General features: G+C 64.2%; 15 protein-coding genes. 10 read left to right on the plus strand and 5 right to left on the minus strand.

All coding sequences use genetic code 11. The annotated features are described in order from the left end of the window. Positions 1–31: 31 nt before the first annotated feature. Both DW352_RS20915 and DW352_RS20920 read left to right on the plus strand, forming a co-directional pair. Positions 32–325 (plus strand): ArsR/SmtB family transcription factor, encoded by a 294-nt coding sequence (locus tag DW352_RS20915; protein WP_115693146.1) that lies wholly within the window; start codon positions 32–34, stop codon positions 323–325. 114 nt (positions 326–439) lie between these two features. Continuing rightward, positions 440–1192, plus strand: a complete 753-nt coding sequence (locus tag DW352_RS20920) for a glucose 1-dehydrogenase (protein WP_115693147.1) — start codon at positions 440–442, stop codon at positions 1190–1192. Positions 1193–1244: 52 nt separating this feature from the next. Here the strand turns inward: DW352_RS20920 and DW352_RS20925 are convergent, their stop codons facing one another. Both DW352_RS20925 and DW352_RS20930 read right to left on the minus strand, forming a co-directional pair. Next, complete coding sequence (locus tag DW352_RS20925) at positions 1245–4406, minus strand: efflux RND transporter permease subunit (RefSeq protein ID WP_115693148.1); 3162 nt, start codon at positions 4404–4406, stop codon at positions 1245–1247. Positions 4407–4436: 30 nt separating this feature from the next. Then, positions 4437–5705, minus strand: a complete 1269-nt coding sequence (locus tag DW352_RS20930; protein WP_245434204.1) for an efflux RND transporter periplasmic adaptor subunit — start codon at positions 5703–5705, stop codon at positions 4437–4439. A gap of 282 nt (positions 5706–5987) precedes the next feature. Between DW352_RS20930 and DW352_RS20935 the strand changes: the two genes are divergently transcribed. Continuing rightward, positions 5988–7343, plus strand: coding sequence for a carbohydrate porin (locus DW352_RS20935; protein WP_115693149.1), 1356 nt, complete (start codon positions 5988–5990; stop codon positions 7341–7343). A gap of 104 nt (positions 7344–7447) precedes the next feature. Here the strand turns inward: DW352_RS20935 and DW352_RS20940 are convergent, their stop codons facing one another. Next, on the minus strand, positions 7448–7714 hold the full coding sequence (locus tag DW352_RS20940; RefSeq protein WP_115693150.1) for a hypothetical protein: 267 nt from the start codon (positions 7712–7714) through the stop codon (positions 7448–7450). 138 nt (positions 7715–7852) lie between these two features. Between DW352_RS20940 and DW352_RS20945 the strand changes: the two genes are divergently transcribed. From DW352_RS20945 to DW352_RS20955, 3 genes are all read left to right on the plus strand, one after another. Next, entirely contained in the window at positions 7853–8848 is a 996-nt protein-coding gene (locus DW352_RS20945) for an ABC transporter substrate-binding protein (RefSeq protein ID WP_115694532.1), read from the plus strand. A 117-nt stretch (positions 8849–8965) separates the two neighbouring features. After that, positions 8966–9754 (plus strand): ABC transporter ATP-binding protein, encoded by a 789-nt coding sequence (locus DW352_RS20950; RefSeq protein ID WP_115693151.1) that lies wholly within the window; start codon positions 8966–8968, stop codon positions 9752–9754. Beyond that, on the plus strand, positions 9751–10533 hold the full coding sequence (locus DW352_RS20955; RefSeq protein WP_115693152.1) for an ABC transporter permease: 783 nt from the start codon (positions 9751–9753) through the stop codon (positions 10531–10533). The genes DW352_RS20950 and DW352_RS20955 overlap by 4 nt, the downstream gene beginning before the upstream one ends. Here the strand turns inward: DW352_RS20955 and chrA are convergent. Then, positions 10530–11864, minus strand: a complete 1335-nt coding sequence (gene chrA / locus DW352_RS20960) for a chromate efflux transporter (RefSeq protein ID WP_115693153.1) — start codon at positions 11862–11864, stop codon at positions 10530–10532. The two genes, DW352_RS20955 and chrA, sit on opposite strands and share 4 nt — an antisense overlap. A gap of 95 nt (positions 11865–11959) precedes the next feature. Further along, complete coding sequence (locus DW352_RS20965; RefSeq protein WP_115693154.1) at positions 11960–12691, minus strand: sulfite exporter TauE/SafE family protein; 732 nt, start codon at positions 12689–12691, stop codon at positions 11960–11962. 203 nt (positions 12692–12894) lie between these two features. On the opposite strand from DW352_RS20965, the gene DW352_RS20970 reads away from it, so the two are divergent. From DW352_RS20970 to DW352_RS20985, 4 genes are all read left to right on the plus strand, one after another. Further along, positions 12895–13650: an SDR family NAD(P)-dependent oxidoreductase gene (locus tag DW352_RS20970; RefSeq protein WP_115693155.1), complete on the plus strand. Its 756-nt coding sequence runs from the start codon at positions 12895–12897 to the stop codon at positions 13648–13650. Between the two features lie 32 nt (positions 13651–13682). Beyond that, on the plus strand, positions 13683–14567 hold the full coding sequence (locus DW352_RS20975; protein WP_115694533.1) for a DMT family transporter: 885 nt from the start codon (positions 13683–13685) through the stop codon (positions 14565–14567). A gap of 117 nt (positions 14568–14684) precedes the next feature. Next, positions 14685–15719 carry a thiamine pyrophosphate-dependent dehydrogenase E1 component subunit alpha gene (locus DW352_RS20980; RefSeq protein ID WP_115693156.1) on the plus strand — a complete coding sequence of 345 codons (1035 nt, stop codon included), beginning with the start codon at positions 14685–14687 and terminating at the stop codon, positions 15717–15719. 1 nt (position 15720) lies between these two features. Further along, the gene (locus tag DW352_RS20985) at positions 15721–16701 is read left to right on the plus strand and encodes an alpha-ketoacid dehydrogenase subunit beta (protein ID WP_115693157.1); all 981 of its coding nucleotides are present in this window, start codon (positions 15721–15723) and stop codon (positions 16699–16701) included. Positions 16702–16753 lie beyond the last annotated feature (52 nt).

A 16753-nucleotide genomic window follows, 5' to 3' on the forward strand; every position in this document is an offset into this window, starting at 1 on the left:
ACATTTGCATTCGATTGCCTACTTTCAGACCATGGCTCCGAAGAAAAAACATGCGCTCACCGACCAGCAGTTCACGCGCATTGCGCGGGCGCTGGCGGAGCCCAGGCGGTATGAGATTCTCAAAGCCATCGGCACGTGCGAGGGCGCGATGGCCTGCAGCGCGCTGAACGAGGCGCACAAGATCAGCGCCGCCACCCTGTCCCACCACATGAAGGAACTCGAGACCGCCGGTCTCATCGAGATCGTGCGCGAAGGAAAATTCGCCAATCTCCTGCTCAAGCGTGATGTCTTGCACGCTTATCTCGACCGCCTCGCCGAAATCTGAGCGTCGCGCCTGCCGTAAAAATTTGCCGTGCCCCTCCCTTGCGGATCGCCGCCACCCGCTTAGCTGTCAATTCGATGGTTATCTAATTATCGAACTAAGGCAAGGAAGAAGTTCATGAGCAATCTGACCGGCAAAGTGGCCGTGGTCACCGGCGCATCGAAGGGTATCGGCGCGGGCATCGCCAAGGCTTTCGCCGCGGACGGCGCGGCGGTGGTCGTTAACTACGCCTCGGACAAGGCGGGCGCCGAGCGCGTCGTCGCCGACATCAAGAGCAAAGGCGGCAAGGCGATTGCCGTCCAGGCCGACGTCGCCAAAGCGGCCGAGGTGAAGCAGTTGTTCGATGCGGCGAAGCAGGCCTTCGGCAAGCTCGACGTGCTGGTGAACAATGCGGGCGTCTATCGTTTCCACGCCATCGAGGACGTCACCGAAGACGAGTTTCACCGCCTGTTCAACATCAACGTTCTCGGCACGTTGCTGGCGACCCGGGAAGCGGTCAAGCATTTCGGGCCGAACGGCGGCAACGTCATCAATATCGGGTCGAACGCCAGCATCGAGGCGGTCGTCCCGACGGCCTCGATCTATTCGGCCACGAAGGGCGCTGTCGATACGCTGACGCGCGTGCTCGCCGCCGAACTGGGTCAACGTAAGATTCGCGTCAACGTCATTGCGCCTGGCGGCACCGAAACCGAGGGCGTGCAGTCTTTCGGCCTGGTCGGCAGCGATCTGGAGAAGAGCCTGGTCGCGCGCACGCCGCTCGGCCGTCTCGGTCAGCCGGACGACATCGCGCGTGTCGCCGTCTTCCTCGCCTCGGACGCTTCCGGCTGGATGACCGGCGAACGACTTGTTGCCGCCGGCGGCTATCGCTGAGGCTCACGCGTAGCGGCGCTGCCCTTGCGGGCGGCGCCGCGTTTTTTCGCTATCACTCCGCGGGCTGAGCGGCCTCGGCGTGAGCATGTGTCGCCGCGTGTTTCGCGGTGCGCCGTGAGAACAAGGCGATCAACACCGGCAGCGTGATCAGGATCACGATCGGCGCCAGCATCATGCCGCCGACAACCACCAGCGCGAGCGGCTTCTGCACTTGCGAGCCGATGCCCGACGATACCGCGGCCGGCAGCAGGCCGACGCCGGCGATGATGCAGGTCATCAGCACCGGCCGCATCTGATGCTCGCAGGCGCGCAGCACGGCCTCCATGCGTTCGAGGCCCTCGTCGATGAGCTGGTTGTAGTAGGAGAGGATGATGATGCCATCCATCACCGAGATGCCGAACAGGGCGATGAAGCCGATGGCGGCGGAGATGCTGAACGATGTGCCGGTGAGGACGAGGCCGAGCACGCCGCCGATCGAGGCCATGGGAATCACGCTCATGGCGAGCAGCATGTCGGGCACCGAGCCGAAATTGACCCACAGCAGAACGGCGATCAGCGCCAGGCTGATCGGCACGACGATCTGCAAGCGGCCGATCGCATCCTGAAGGTTGCCGAACTCGCCGACCCATTCGAGCCGCGAGCCGGGCGGCAATTGCACTTCGCGGCTGACGCGGTCCTGCGCCTCCTTGATGGTGCTGCCGAGATCGCGGTCGCGCACGCTGAACTTGATCGGGAGATAGCGTTGCTGCTGCTCGCGGTAGATATAGGCGGCGCCGGAAATGAGTTCGATACGGGCGAGCTCCTTGAGCGGAATGAGCATGAAGCCCGAGGCAGTCTGCACGCCGACGCCGAGGTTCTTGATCGACTCCAGGCTCTGGCGGAAGCGCGGCGCGAGCCGCACGACGATCGGGAAGTGCTGGTCGCTGCTGGGCTCGTAAAGGTCGCCGGCGGAATCGCCGCCGATGGCCACGCGCACGACCGCGTTGATGTCGCCGGGCGTCAGCCCGTAGCGCGCCGCGCGCTCGCGATCGACGTCGATCTGCAGCGTGGGTTGGCCGAGCGAGGTGAACACCGCGAGATCCGTCACGCCGGGAACGGTGGCGAGCACGGCTTTGATCTTATTTGCGGTGTCGGTGAGCTGTTGCAGGTCGTTGCCGAACAGCTTGATCGAGTTCTCGCCTTTGACGCCGGACACCGCCTCCGCGACGTTGTCCTGCAGATACTGCGAGAAGTTGAACTCGATGCCCGGGAACTCGTCCTGCAGCTTCTTCAGGATCTCGGCCGTCAGGGAGTCCTTGTCGACGCCGGGCGGCCATTGATCGATCGGTTTCAGCGGCGCGAAGAATTCGGCATTGAAGAAGCCCGTCGCGTCGGTGCCGTCGTCAGGCCGTCCATGCTGCGACACCACCAGCGCGACTTCGGGATAGCCCGCCAGCAGCTTACGGATGCGATTGACGTAGCTGCCGCCCTCCTCCAGCGAGATCGTCGAGGGCATGGTGGCGCGGACCCAGAGATTGCCCTCTTCCAGCTTGGGCAGGAATTCCAAGCCCAAGATCTTGATCGAGCCGACCATCAGCACCAGCAGAAGCGCCGCGACGCTGAGCGTGACCTTCTTGTGGCTCACCGCGAAGTGTAGCGCCGGCAAATACAGGCGGTGCAGGAAGCGAACCAGGAAGGTCTCTGTTTCCTGCGTGTGCTCCGGCAGCAGGATCGCGCTCAGCGCCGGTGCGACGGTGAAGGTGGCGATCAGGCCGCCGGCCAGCGCGTAAGCATAGGTGCGCGCCATCGGTCCGAAGATGTGGCCTTCGACGCCGCCCAGCGTGAACAGCGGAAGAAAGGCGGCGATGATGATGCCGGCGGCAAAGAAGATCGAGCGGCTGACCGACGTAGCCGCTTCGAGAATGACGGCCGGCTTGCCGGTGAGTTGCTCTTCGTCGTCGTTCGGACGCGGGAGTGCGGCCGGCCTGGGTTCGCTCATGCGGCGGAAGATGCATTCGACCATAACGACGGTCGCGTCGACGATCAGGCCGAAGTCGATGGCGCCCACCGACAGCAGGTTCGCCGACTCGCCGCGCAGGACGATGATGCCGATGGCGAAGAAGAGGGCGAACGGGATCGTGGCGCCGACGATGAGCGCGCTGCGCAGGTTGCCCAGAAACGCCCATTGCAGGAAGAAGATCAGACCGATGCCGAACACCATGTTGTGCAGCACGGTGTGGGTGGTGACGTCGATCAGGTCCTTGCGGTCGTAGATGCGCTCGATACGCACGCCGGGCGGCAGCACGTTCGAGTTGTTGATGCGCGCGACCTCGGCCTCGACGCGCTTGAGCGTCGGCATGCTCTGTTCGCCGCGGCGCATCAGGACGATGCCCTGCACGATGTCGTTCTGGTCGTCACGGCCGGCGATGCCGAGGCGCGGTTTGTTGCCGATCTTGACCGTCGCGACGTCGCGGATCAGCACGGGCGTGCCGCCGACTTGAGTGAGCATCGTGTTGTTGATGTCGTCGATGGTGCGGATGAGGCCGACGCCGCGCACGACCGCGGTTTGGGGGCCGATATCGAGCGTGTTGCCGCCGACGTTGATGTTGCTGTTGTTGAGCGTGGTGAGGAGCTGCGCCAGCGTCAGGCCGTAGGCGGTCAGCCGGTTCGGGTCGACCTGCACCTCGTAGGTTTGGGTCTCGCCGCCCCAGGCCGTGACGTCGATGACGCCGGGCACCGCGCGGAAGCGGCGTTGCAGTACCCAGTCCTGCAACGTCTTGAGTTCGCGCACCGAATAGTTCGGCGGCCCGACGAGCTGGTAGCGGAAGATCTCGCCGATCGGGCTGACCGGGGAAATCTGCGGCTGGGCGTTATTCGGCAGCGGCGAGAGCTGGCTCAGCCGGTTGATGACCTGCTGCAGCGCCTGGTCGTAGGTGAAATTGAAGGTGAACTGGATTTTGACGTCGGACAGGCCGTACAGCGAAATCGTGCGGATCACCTGCGAGTTGGGCAGGCCGGAGAGCTGCGTCTCGATCGGGATGGTGATGTAGCGCTCGATCTCTTCCGCCGAGAGCCCGGGGCTCTGCGTGATGATGTCCACCATCGGCGGGGTGGGATCGGGATAGGCCTCGATGTTGAGCTGGCGGAACGCGAATACGCCGCCGATCATGACGGCGATGAACGCGAGAACGATCAGCGCTCGGTGCCTAAGGGAAAAGCTGATGAGCGCGTACATTGACTATGGCTCTGGAGATCGGAAGGGGCGCTAGCTGCCCGAGGAGGCGTCGCGATCGACAAATAAGGTGCCCTTGCTGACGACCTTTTCGCCGACGCTCAGGCCATTGAGAACCTGGACCATGTTGCCGCGCGAAAGACCGATCTTGATCGGGCGCTTCTGCACGGAACGGTCTTCGTTGACGATCCAGACATGCGCCTTGCTGCCGTCATACACGATCGAATCGCGCGGGGTGCCCGGTGAAAGCTGCTCGCTGGTCAGAATCTTGACGCTGGCAAACATTTCCGGCCGCAACAGGCCCTCGTGATTGTCGATGGTGGCGCGCACCTGAAGCCGCCGCGTCGCCGGATCGAGCGAGGTCGCCACGTAGTTGATCGCGGCTTCGAAGACCCGGTCGGGATACGCCATGACCGTGAAGGTCACGCGCTGGCCAACCTTGATGTTGCGCGCTTCGGACTCGCGCACATAGGCGACGAGCCACACCGTCGTCAGGTCGCCGACCACGAAGGTCGCGTCGCTGGCCGCGGCGTTGTTGGACGAGGTGTTGACGTACTGCCCGGGCCCGACCTTGCGTTGCACCACCGTGCCGGCAATCGGCGAATAGATCATGGTCAGCGGATCGATGATGCCGGTGTCGCGGAATTTGGTGATCTCGTCGTCGGTCTTGCCGAGAATGCGCATACGGTTGCGCACCGCTTCGAGCGCAATCTGTGCCGCGTGCAGGTCGTTCTGTGCCGACAGGGTATTGGCCTGCGACTGCTGTAGGTCGCGCAGCGGACCGGCCTTGCTCTCATACAGCGTCTTGTTCTGCTGCTCGACGATCTTGGCGAGGTTGAGCGCGGATTGCGCCTTGTTCAGTCCGGACAGCGCGGTGATGAAGTCGTTCTGCGCCTGCACCATGTCGGGCGATTCAACGGCGAACAGCCGCTGGCCGGCGGTGACTATGTCGCCGGGCTTGGCGAACAGCTTCACCACGCGGCCGGCATAAGGCGAGTAAACGAGCGTCGAACGATCCTCATCGACGGCGATTTTGCCTTCGGTCAGGTTCTCGTCCGGGAAATTCATCTCGGCGACGGCGTCGACCTTCAGCGAGTCCCACTGCCGCTGCGTCGGATAATAATGGTCGCCAACGCGCCGCGGTGTCTCCGCGCGTTCTGGCGCTTGCGCGGAATCGGGCCGCCGCGCGCCGCTGGTCGCAGCGACGGCCAGCGACAGGCCAACAAGGAGCGCCAGCACGGCCGCAACGCTGTTGCGCAGCCGAGCATGCGGCTTCAGCCACAGCGTCAAATTCTTCAGCACGTTGCAGCGTCCCCGTCACAATCCATGTGCATGAGCGAACCTATACATAGGAGGACATGAACACGGGATGAAATATCAATGGCGTAAATTCAGTGCCCGCCAGCGGTTTGCGGTCGTCGGCCGTCTGTTCTTTCGAACGCTAGCATGCAAAGGGTTTGGTTAGATGCCGTCCTTATTAAGAATAATTTGCAATAGCAACTGGGATGGGCCAATCTGCAGTTCAGACGGTCGGGCCGTCTGAGACGAACTCAATGGCGATAGCCACGCGTAAAGGGATCTAGCGTGCGGTTTTTGTTGATCTTTTTGCTCGGCGGCGGGGCGCTTTGGGCAAGTCAGGCAGGCGCGCAGACGCCGCCCCCGCCGGATGCCTTGGGGATTAGTGAGCCCTCAATTGCCACCAGCCTCCCGGATCACGGCGATCCTTGGGGCGCCCGCAAGAAACTGTACGATCACGGCATCAGCTACAGCCTGATCTACACCAGCGATCTCCTGGCCAATGTCGCCGGCGGTACGCGCACCGGCACGATCTACCAGGGTAAGGTCGAGGGGCAGTTCACGGCCGATCTCGAGAAGCTGCTCGGCGTGAAAGACCTGACCTTCTACGCCAACGTCTTTCAGATCCATAATACGGGCCGCATCCGCCGCGACTATGTCGGCGGCCTCAATACCATCGCCGCCATCGAGGCGGCGGCAACGACGCGCCTGTCCGAGATGTGGCTCGAGCAGCGTCTGTTCGATGGCAAAGCGAGCTTTCGCATCGGCCAACTCGCCGCCGACAGCGAGTTCTTCTACAGCGATCTGAGTACGATGTTTCTGCAGAGCGATTGGCCGTCGATCGCGGCGTACAATCTGCCCGGCGGCGGCCCGGCCTATCCGCTGTCGACGCCGGGCGTGCGCCTGAAGGTCGACCCGAACGAGCACGTGTCGCTGCTCGTTGCGCTGTTCAACGGCGATCCCGCCGGGCCATGCCCGGGCGATCCGGACACCTGCAACCGCTACGGCGTGAACTTCCGCGTCCGCGACCCGGCCTTCATCATCGGCGAGTCGCAGTTTCGCTGGAATCAGGGCAAGAACGACACGGGCCTTGCGACGACGTTGAAGCTCGGCGGCTGGACGCATCTCGGCCAGTTCAACGACGATCGCTACTCGGAAAGCGGTTTGCTGCTTGCCGATCCCGCCAGCGGCGGCGTGCCGCGCAAGGACCGCCGCGATTACGGCATCTACGGCGTCATCGATCAGCAACTCTATCGGCCGCGCGGCGGCGCGCCGGACAGCGGCATTTCGGTATTCACACGTGCCTCCGTCAGTCCGTCGGACCGCAATCTGTTCTCGTTGGAGATCGACAGTGGCGTCGTCTTCGCCGGCCTGATCCCGGGCCGGCCCGACGATCGCTTCGGCGCCAGTGTGATCTACTCGAAGTTCTCCAGCGCAATAGCGGGCTTCGACCAGGACACCATCAACTTCACCGGCGTGCCGGGCCCGGTGCGCGACTTCGAAGCCAATCTCGAACTGACCTACATGGCGCAGATCAAGCCCGGTTGGACCATTCAGCCGGACTTCCAATACATCTGGCATCCGAGCGGCGTCGCCGGGCGCGACGCGCGGGTGCTGGGCCTGCGCTCGATCGTGAAATTCTGACACTGCCGAAAAGCGACCCGCCCGGTCGGGGAAACCGGGCGGGTCTTTTGCGATCGGCGCTGGGATGGGGCGGGGGCGGCGCCGATCCGCAGAACGAGCGACGCTCAGTCGACGTCGCAGACCTTGACCGTGCGGATGTTGCCCCAGCGGTCGTAGCGCTCGACATAGCGGCATTCGCGCACGACGTAAGACGGGCCGGCATAGGCGCTGGAGGCGGCGGCGGCGCCGATCAGCGCGCCCGCGGCGAGACCGATGCCGATCCCGACGCCGAAGCGGGGGCGGGCCTGGGCTTCGCCGCTCGTGGCGGCGACAGCGGTGGAGAGGGTGAGGGCGGCGAGGGCAACGGCGGCGAACTTGGTCTTCGTGGACATGGCGCTTCTCCATCCTTTGAAACCGGGCGGCCGTTAAGGCCGCGATATCCATGGGTCGCGCCGAAGGTCGAAAAGGTTCACCAGATTTTTGCGTGCGGGTTGCCCGGATCGGCACGGCGGTGACAAGGTAACCGGATGATGACGAAAACAATCGCAACGATTCTGGCGCTGGCTGCGAGCCTCGCTGGCGCGCAAGCGCAGCAACTGGACAAGGTGCGTTTCGGCACCAACTGGATCGCCGAGGGCGAGCACGGCGGCTTCTATCAAGCGGTCGCCGACGGCACCTACAAGAAGTACGGACTGGACGTCGAAATCGTGCCCGGCGGTCCGAACGTGAACAACCGCATCCTGCTGCCGGTCGGCAAGATCGACTTCTTCATGAGCGCGAACTCACTGCAGTCGTTCGATGCGGTCGAGAACAACATTCCGACGGTCGCGGTGGCGGCGAGCTTCCAGAAGGAACCGCAGGTGTTCATCGCCCATCCGGGCATGGCCGAGAAGTTCGAGGACTTGAAGAAGCTGACCTTGTTCGTTTCCAAGGAAGGCATCGTCACCTACTTCCAGTGGCTGAAATCGGAATACGGCTTCGATGAAGCGAAGGTGAAGCCCTATACTTTCAATCCTCAGCCGTTCCTCGCCGACAAGAATTCGGCGATGCAGGGCTATGTCACGTCCGAGCCCTTCGCCATCGAGCAGCAGGCGCATTTCAAGCCGAAGGTGTTCCTGCTCGCCGACTACGGCTTCAATGCTTATTCGACTTTGATCGAGACGCGGCGCGATCTGGTCGACAAGCGACCCGATCTCGTGCAACGCTTCGTCGATGCCTCGGCCGTCGGCTGGTACAACTACATCTACGGTGACAGCCGGCCGGGCAATGACCTGATCAAGAAGTACAATCCGGAAATGAGCGATGCGCTGCTCGCCAACTCCATCGCCAAGATGAAGGAATACGGCATCGTCGACTCGGGCGACACGGTGAAGCTCGGCATTGGCGCGATGACGGACGCGCACTGGAAGAGCTTCTTCGACAAGATGGTGCGCGCGGGGGTCACGAAGCCGAACCTCGATTACAAACGCGCCTATACGTTGCAGTTCGTCAACAAAGGCGTCGGCGTCGACCTGCGGCCGAAGTAATCTCGTCATGGCCGGGCATAGCCCGTCGAAGACGGGCGTAAAGACCCTTTTGCCCGGCCATCCACGTCTTTACTGTGCAACAGAGAAAAGACGTGGATGCCCGGCACAAGGCCGGGCATGACGGAGCCCATGGCGCAGTCTTCGCAACACAGCGACCCCATCGTTTCCCTCCGTGATGTCGGCAAGGTGTTCGACAGTGGCACGGTGGCGCTCGACCGGTTGAGCCTCGACGTGCGCGCGGGCGAGTTCGTCTCGCTGCTGGGGCCGTCCGGCTGCGGCAAGTCGACCGCGCTGCGGATCATTGCCGGGCTGAGCGATGCGTCGACCGGGAGTGTCGTGTCCCCGCGCGGCGGGCCGGGGCAGGTTGGGTTCGTGTTCCAGGAGCCGACCTTGATGCCCTGGGCGGATGTCGCCGCCAATGTGCGGCTGCCGCTTGAATTGGCGCGGGCCGACCGCGGCACGGCTGAGGCCGCCGTGGCGCAGACCTTGGCGCGGGTCGGGCTCGCCGAATTCGCAAAGGCCTATCCCCGTGAATTGTCGGGCGGCATGAAGATGCGTGCTTCGATCGCGCGCGGGCTCGTCACCGCGCCGGCCCTGTTGCTGATGGACGAGCCTTTCGCCGCCCTGGACGAGATCACCCGTTTCAAGCTCAACAACGATCTGCTCGCTTTATGGCAGGAGCTGCGCCAGACGGTGGTCTTCGTCACGCATTCGGTGTTCGAGTCGGTGTTCCTGTCGCAGCGCATCGTGGTGATGACGCCGCGCCCTGGCCGCGTCTTCGACGAGATCGTCATCGACGCGCCTTATCCGCGCGACGAACGCTTCCGCACCTCGGCGGAGTATGGCGCGCTGTGCCGGCGCGTGTCGGAGGCGCTCAACGCGGCGATGGCGGGGGGCGCGTCATGAGCGAACGCGCTTTGCGTATCGGCTTGCCTATTCTCGTCTTGGCCGTGCTGCTCCTCGCCTGGGACCTGATCGTGCGCGGCTTCGCCATCCCGCCTTACGTGCTGCCGGGGCCAGGTCTCGTCCTGTCGACGCTGATCGCCGATGCAGGCCTGCTGTTCCAGTCGCTTTTGGTAACGCTGACGCTCACCATCGAGGGGTTCGTGCTCGCCGCCGTTGGCGGCGTCATGTGGGCCGTGGTCTTCAATCAATGGCGCGCGGTCGAATATTCTTTCTATCCCTACGCCGTCATCCTGCAGGTGACGCCGATCGTCGCCATCGCGCCGCTCCTGCTGATCTATCTGCCGCAGCATCTCGCCGTGCTGGCCTGCGCCTGGATCGTCGCCTTCTTTCCCGTGCTCGCCAACACGACGCTGGGCCTCAATTCCGTCGATCACAATCTGCTGGCGCTGTTCGAACTCTACAAAGCCTCGCGCTGGGAAATTCTGTGGCGGTTGAAGCTGCCGGCGGCGCTGCCGCAAATGCTCGCCGGCCTGCGCATTGCCGGTGGACTGTCGCTGATCGGTGCGGTGGTGGCGGAGATCGCGGCGGGGTCGGCGGGCGCGGGCTCCGGGCTCGCCTACCGGATCGCCGAGTCCGGCTACCGGCTCAATATCCCGCGCATGTTCGCGGCCCTGGTGCTGCTGTCGCTTGCCGGCGTCGTCATCTTCTTCGTGCTGTCGGCGGTGTCGTATGTCGTGCTGCGCCGCTGGCACGAGAGCGCCATCCGGCGCGAACGCTAGAACGAATAGCGGCTGACGATCCCGAGCAGCGCCATCACGACGATCACCTCGAGCAGGCCGCGATGGAAGCGAAACGCGAGCAGTGCGGCGACGACCGCCAGCAACGCGGCATGTCGGTCGAGCGCGGCTGGATCGAAGGCGAACCAGCGCAGCCAGCCGGCATGGTGCTCGGTCACGGTGCCGAACAGGACGTGCAAGGCGAACCACACCGACAAGTTCAGGATGACGCCGACCACGGCTGCGGTGATCGCGGCGAGCGCGCCGGCGAGCCGCTTGTTCGCGCGCAGGTCCTCGAGAAACGGGGCGCCGGCGAAAATCCAAAGGATCGCCGGCACGAACGTGACCCATGTCGTCAAAGCCGCGCCGATCAGTCCCGCGGTCAAAGGTGAGAACGGCGCGGGCGCGCGGAACGCCGCGAGGAAGCCGACGAACTGCGTGACCAGGATCAGCGGGCCCGGCGTGGTCTCCGCCAGGCCGAGGCCGTCGACCATCTCCGGCGCCGTCATCCAGTGATGCGTCTGCACCACTTGCTGTGCCATGTAGGCGAGCACCGCATAAGCGCCGCCGAAGGTGACGACCGCCAACTTTGAGAAGAACAAGCCGATCGCGACCAGGACGTGGCTCGTGCCGAAGGTGAGCGCCGCGATTGCGACGGGCGCCCACCAGAGCGTCAGGCCGACGAGCAACGCAACAATGGCGTGCCGCCAGCGATTGCCCTCGTGCGTGCGGATCGTGTCGACGGTGCCGCTCACGCCGACCAGATCGGGACGCGATTTCGATACGCCATAGCCGGCGAGGGCGGCGGCGCCGACGATCAATGGGAAGGGCAAGTCGAAGAAGAAGATGGCGATGAAGGCCAGGGCCGCGAGGCCGACCATCAGCCACGATTTCAGCGCCCGCTTGCCGATGCGGATCAGCGCCTCGAGCACGATCACCAGCACCGCGGCCTTGATGCCGAACAGCGCGCCGTCGATGGCGCCGACACCGCGCCCATAGGCATAGAGCAGGCTCAGGCCCAGCATCACGAACGCGCCCGGCAGCACGAACAGAATGCCGGCGGTCAGGCCGCCGCGCACGCCGTGCAGCACCCAGCCGACATAGGTCGCGAGTTGCGTCGCCTCCGGGCCCGGCAACAACATCGAGAAGTTGAGCGCGTGCAGGAAGCGCGGCTCGTCGATCCACTTTTTCTCGTCGACCAGGATGCGATGCATCATGGCGATCTGCCCGGCCGGACCGCCGAAATTGATGCAGCCGATCTTCAGCCACGTCATGAAAGCTTCGCCGAAGCTCGGATGAGCGGCTGTTTGGCCGCTTGTTGGCTGAGTTGTCATGGCGGTGTCACGCGGCTTTCAGGATGCGGTATGCGGGTCGTCGGCGGCGGGAGCCCGCGCGAATCCGACCATAGATCATGAAGCCGCGTTGCCGTTCAAGCTGACGGCACGACCAGCGACAATCCCGATGCGAGGAGGAGTATCAAAATGAGCTTGCGGAAGGCGCGGTCGTCGAGCCGGCCGTAGAGCCTGAATCCGCACCACATACCGGCGAACAGCATCGGTAGCCCGAGCAGATAGAGTTTGCCGGTCTGCATGTCGGCCGCGCCGGCGACGATCAGCGAGGCCGCGCTCATCGCGGCCACGACGAACAAGGTCGGTTGATACACCGTCCGTTGCGCATCCTTGGGCCAACCCTGCATCTGGCACCAGACGGCGACGATGACGCCCGCAAGCCCCGTGAGTCCGCCGAGCAAGCCGTTCAGCACGCCGACGCCGACAGCGGCCGGGGCGCCGGCGTTGATGGGCGTCAGAGTGGGACGGGCCAAGCCGTGAACGCTGTAGAGGACCAGCAGGGCGCCGATCGCGCGGCGCATGAACTCTTGATCGATGTAGGTGATCAGGAAGGCGCCGATCGGCACGCCGACCGCGCCGCCGGCGACGAAGGGCATTGCTTTGCGCCACTCCAGCGCGTCCTTGAGGCGCCAGATGCCATAGGCTTGCGCGACCAGCCCGTAGCCCGCGATCAGGACCGCGGTCTGGATCGGCGAAATGATGTGCAGGGCGATGCCGGACACGACGAGTCCAAGCGCAAAGCCCGCGAGGCCGTTGGTCATGCCGCCGAGAAAGACCGCCAAGAGATAAAGCGCCAGATTCGTGCCGATCATGCGTCCCCCGCGGCATGGCAAGCGAACGAGTGGCAGTGCCCGTGCCGACGCCTCAGGTTTAACCGCGGCACCGAAATTCGCCAGAGGCCAAAGAGCAGGGCTCCCCTTCTGAAGCGCGCGGGCCGAGGCTGCCGCAGAGCCGAGGCCGGTGTACCCTGCCGAGGCGAGTAAGTCTGAAAACCTACGGTCTTGGGAGACGCGCGATGACCAATAAGATCGACCTTGCCGGACGCCATGCGGTCGTCACCGGCGGTGCACAAGGCATTGGCCGCGCCATTGTCGCGCGCTTTCTGGAGTCGGGCGCTGCGGTGGCGATCTGGGACCGCGACCTGGCGCTGGCGCAGCAGGCCGCGGCAGAACTCAAAGGCCGCGGCCGAGTCGTTGCCGTCGCGGTCGACGTGACCGACTACGGCACGGTCGAGCGGGCGCGGGACGCGACACTCGCGGACTTCCAGCGCATCGACATCCTCGTCAACAACGCCGGCATCTCCGGCCCGAATACCAAGACCTGGGAGTACCCTCTCGACGCCTGGCGGAGCGTGTTATCGATCAATCTCGACGGTCCGTTCCACTGTTGTCGGGCCGTTGCTCCGGCGATGATCGCGCAGAACTACGGCCGCATCGTCAACATCGCCTCGATCGCCGGCAAGGAGGGCAATCCGAACGCGCCGGCCTACTCGGCCTCGAAGGCCGGCCTCATCGCGCTAACCAAGTCGCTCGGCAAGGAACTGGCCGGTTATGACATCTCGGTGAACTGCCTGACGCCGGCGGCGGCGCGGACCGCGATCTTCGATCAGATGACACAGGAGCATATTGATTTCATGCTATCGAAGATTCCTCGCAACCGATTCGTGACGGTCGAGGAGATCGCGGCGCTCGCCGCCTTCTGCGCCTCGGCGGATTGTTCGTTCACGACCGGTGCGGTGTTCGATATTTCTGGCGGGCGGGCGACGTATTGATCGAGGCGGCGGGGCAGCGGCGGCAGCGCCTCATGGGCATCGCGCTCATGTGTGGGGCGGTGGCCCTGTTCGCCTGCCTCGACACCAGCGCGAAGTACCTCAGCGCGCAGATGTCGGTGCTCCTGATTGCCGCCGCGCGCTATATCGGCGCCTTTCTCCTGACGCTGTTCGTATCCAATCCGATGACCAATCCGGGCCTGCTCAAGTCCGGCAACTTCAAGCTGCAGCTGGTCCGCGGGCTCCTGCTGGTCGGCTCGACCGTGCTCAATTTTCTTGCACTGCACTTCATGCAGCTCGACGAAGTGCTGTCGATCATCTTCACCTTTCCTTTCATCGTGGCGATCGTGTCGGGCCCGCTGCTCGGCGAATGGCTCGGCTGGCGGCGCTGGTCCGCGATCTGTTTCGGTTTCGCGGGCGTTCTGGTGATCACCCGGCCGGGGTTCGGCGCGATCCATCCGGCGGCGTTATTCTCGCTGACGGCGACGATCTGCTACGGCATCTATGCGGTCCTCACCCGCATCGTGTCGCGCACGGACTCCAACCAGACGTCGCTGTTCTACAACAACGCGATCGGCGCCCTGGTGATGCTACCGGTCATCCCGTTCGTCTGGACGATGCCGACGGGTCCGTTCGTCGCCCTGCTCCTGCTCGGCATCGGCTTTTTGGGCAGCGTCGGGCACTTCTTCCTGATCGCCGGCCACCGGTTGGCGCCCGCCTCGGTGCTGTCGCCTTTCATCTATACGCAACTCGTCTGGGTCGTGATCCTCGGCTACGTGGTATTTGACCATGTGCCAAACGGCTGGACCATGGCCGGTGCGGCCATGGTCATTGGGTCGGGACTTTATCTGCTTTATCGCGAGCGCCAGTTAGGCAAGACGACTACCAGTGACAGTGTCGTCGAGGGCCCGCTGGAGTAGCCCGACCGGCCGCCACCTATGGCCGCATGCCTGCAATGAGATGGAACGGTTGCGGTGGCCCGAACTTCATGGCTAAGTTCCGACGGCAAAACTGAAAAACAGTTATCGAGGAAACCCATGGCGACAGCGAAGGACCGCGCGACAGGTCCGGCCAGCTCCGGCGTGAATGACGATATCGGCGAGGCCAAGCGTCTGGAGTTGTACCGGACGCAGGTGGTCATCCGCGAGGCGGAGCAGCGCGCCTTCGATCTCTTCCTGCAGAACCTGGTGAAAGGAACCAGCCATCTGTCGCTTGGGCAGGAGGCGATCGCGGCGGGCTTTGCCGGCGCGATGAAACAGGGCGACTTGTCGTTCTGCACCTATCGCGGTCATGCGCATACTTTGGCGCGCGGCGTGCCGGTCGAGAAGGTGCTCGGCGAGCTGATGCAGCGCGACAACGGCCTGATGCGGGGTAAGGGCGGCTCGATGCACCTCACGTCCGAGGAGCACGGCGTGATGGGCTCCTACGCCATCATCGGCGCGCACTTGCCGATCGCTTGCGGCGCCGCTTGGCGCGCGCAGTACAAAGGTCAGAAGGACGTCTCGGTCTGCTTCTTCGGCGACGGCACGACCAATATCGGCGCATTCCACGAGGCGCTGAATTTCGCGGCGGTGTGGAAGCTGCCCGTGGTGTTCGTGTGCGAGAACAATCTCTACATGGAATATACGCCGATCGGCGACGTGACGGCCGTGCCACATCCGGCGGCCGACCGCGCCGCGGCTTACGGTCTCGAGCGCATCATCATCGACGGCAACGATGCCGACGCTGTCTATCGTACGGCGCAGAAGGCGTTCGACAAGGCGCGCGCCGGCGAGGGGCCTTCGTTGATCGAGTGTCTCACCTATCGTCACTCCGGCCACTCGCGCGCCGACCCGGCGAAGTATCGCCCCGAAGGCGAACTCGAGAAATGGAAGGAGCGCGATCCGATCAAGGTCTATCGCGAACGCCTCAAGCAGTTCGGTATCGGCGAGGATGTGACCGCGAAGATCGACGCGGAAGTGCGTCAGATGGTCGATGACGCGACCGAAGCCTGCAAGGCCGCGCCGGTCCCGCCCGTCGATATCATCACCACCGACGTCTACGCCGACGGCGGCTGGGCCTGGAGAAATTGAAATGCCGGAAATCACTTATCGCGACGCCGTCATCCGCGGCATTGCCCAGGAAATGTCGCGTGACGAAGACGTCGTCTTCCTCGGCGAGGACGTGGCGAAGGCCGGCGGCGTGTTCAAGGCGACCGTCGGCCTCTACGAGCAGTTCGGTCCGTTGCGCGTGCGCGACACGCCGATCTCGGAGCAGGCCATTCTCGGCGCCGCCATGGGCGCGGCGATGACGGGTCTGAAGCCGATCGCCGAGATCATGTTCTCGGACTTCATCGCGGTGTGCTTCGACTATATCGCCAATGAATTCCCGAAGAGCCGTTACATGTCGAACGGGCAGACCAAATGCCCGCTAGTCGTGCGCACCGGCAACGGCGCCGGCTCGCGCTTCGGCGCGCAGCATTCTCAGAGCGTCGAGAACTGGTGCATGATGATCCCCGGCCTCAAGGTCGTGGCGCCGTCGTCGCCGCGCGACGTGATCGGCTTGCTGGCGGCGGCGGTGCGCGACCCCGATCCGGTGATCTTCTTCGAGCACAAATCGCTCTACGCCACCAAAGGCGAGGTGCCGGACGGCGAGATCGTCGACACGCTCGGCACCGCCAAGGTGCTGCGGCCGGGCAAGGACGCCACCATTCTGGCGCTCGCGCTGATGGTGCCGCGCGCGCTTGCCGCGGCCGAGAAGCTCCAGGCGGAACACGGCATCGACTGCGAAGTTGTCGATGTGCGATCGCTGGTGCCGCTCGACACGCAGACGATCCTCGGCTCGGTCGCGAAGACCCATCGGCTGTTCACCGTCGAGGAAAATCCACGACTGTGCGGCTGGGGTGCCGAGATCGTATCGATCGTGGCCGACGAAGCCTTCTACGATCTCGACGGCCCGCCGGTACGCATCACCACGCCGCATATTCCGCTGCCGGCCGCCGACAATCTGGAAGACATCGTGCTGCCGACGGTGGACCGTATCGTCGAGACGGTGAAGCGGTCGCTGAATAGCTAGCGCGTAGGGCGGGTTAGGCGCGCAGCGCCGTAACCCGCCGCAAACATGCGAC

This window comes from Pseudolabrys taiwanensis (assembly GCF_003367395.1).
GTDB lineage: Bacteria > Pseudomonadota > Alphaproteobacteria > Rhizobiales > Xanthobacteraceae > Pseudolabrys > Pseudolabrys taiwanensis.

What these genes read in the sequence shown, in the direction of transcription:
- DW352_RS20915 (WP_115693146.1), top strand. Translation starts at nt 32, where the DNA reads ATGGCTCCGAAGAAAAAACATGCGCTCACCGACCAGCAGTTCACGCGC.
- DW352_RS20920 (WP_115693147.1), top strand. Translation starts at nt 440, where the DNA reads ATGAGCAATCTGACCGGCAAAGTGGCCGTGGTCACCGGCGCATCGAAG.
- DW352_RS20925 (WP_115693148.1), bottom strand. Translation starts at nt 4,406, where the DNA reads ATGTACGCGCTCATCAGCTTTTCCCTTAGGCACCGAGCGCTGATCGTT.
- DW352_RS20940 (WP_115693150.1), bottom strand. Translation starts at nt 7,714, where the DNA reads ATGTCCACGAAGACCAAGTTCGCCGCCGTTGCCCTCGCCGCCCTCACC.
- DW352_RS20945 (WP_115694532.1), top strand. Translation starts at nt 7,853, where the DNA reads ATGACGAAAACAATCGCAACGATTCTGGCGCTGGCTGCGAGCCTCGCT.
- DW352_RS20950 (WP_115693151.1), top strand. Translation starts at nt 8,966, where the DNA reads ATGACGGAGCCCATGGCGCAGTCTTCGCAACACAGCGACCCCATCGTT.
- DW352_RS20955 (WP_115693152.1), top strand. Translation starts at nt 9,751, where the DNA reads ATGAGCGAACGCGCTTTGCGTATCGGCTTGCCTATTCTCGTCTTGGCC.
- chrA (WP_115693153.1), bottom strand. Translation starts at nt 11,864, where the DNA reads ATGACAACTCAGCCAACAAGCGGCCAAACAGCCGCTCATCCGAGCTTC.
- DW352_RS20965 (WP_115693154.1), bottom strand. Translation starts at nt 12,691, where the DNA reads ATGATCGGCACGAATCTGGCGCTTTATCTCTTGGCGGTCTTTCTCGGC.
- DW352_RS20970 (WP_115693155.1), top strand. Translation starts at nt 12,895, where the DNA reads ATGACCAATAAGATCGACCTTGCCGGACGCCATGCGGTCGTCACCGGC.
- DW352_RS20975 (WP_115694533.1), top strand. Translation starts at nt 13,683, where the DNA reads ATGGGCATCGCGCTCATGTGTGGGGCGGTGGCCCTGTTCGCCTGCCTC.
- DW352_RS20980 (WP_115693156.1), top strand. Translation starts at nt 14,685, where the DNA reads ATGGCGACAGCGAAGGACCGCGCGACAGGTCCGGCCAGCTCCGGCGTG.
- DW352_RS20985 (WP_115693157.1), top strand. Translation starts at nt 15,721, where the DNA reads ATGCCGGAAATCACTTATCGCGACGCCGTCATCCGCGGCATTGCCCAG.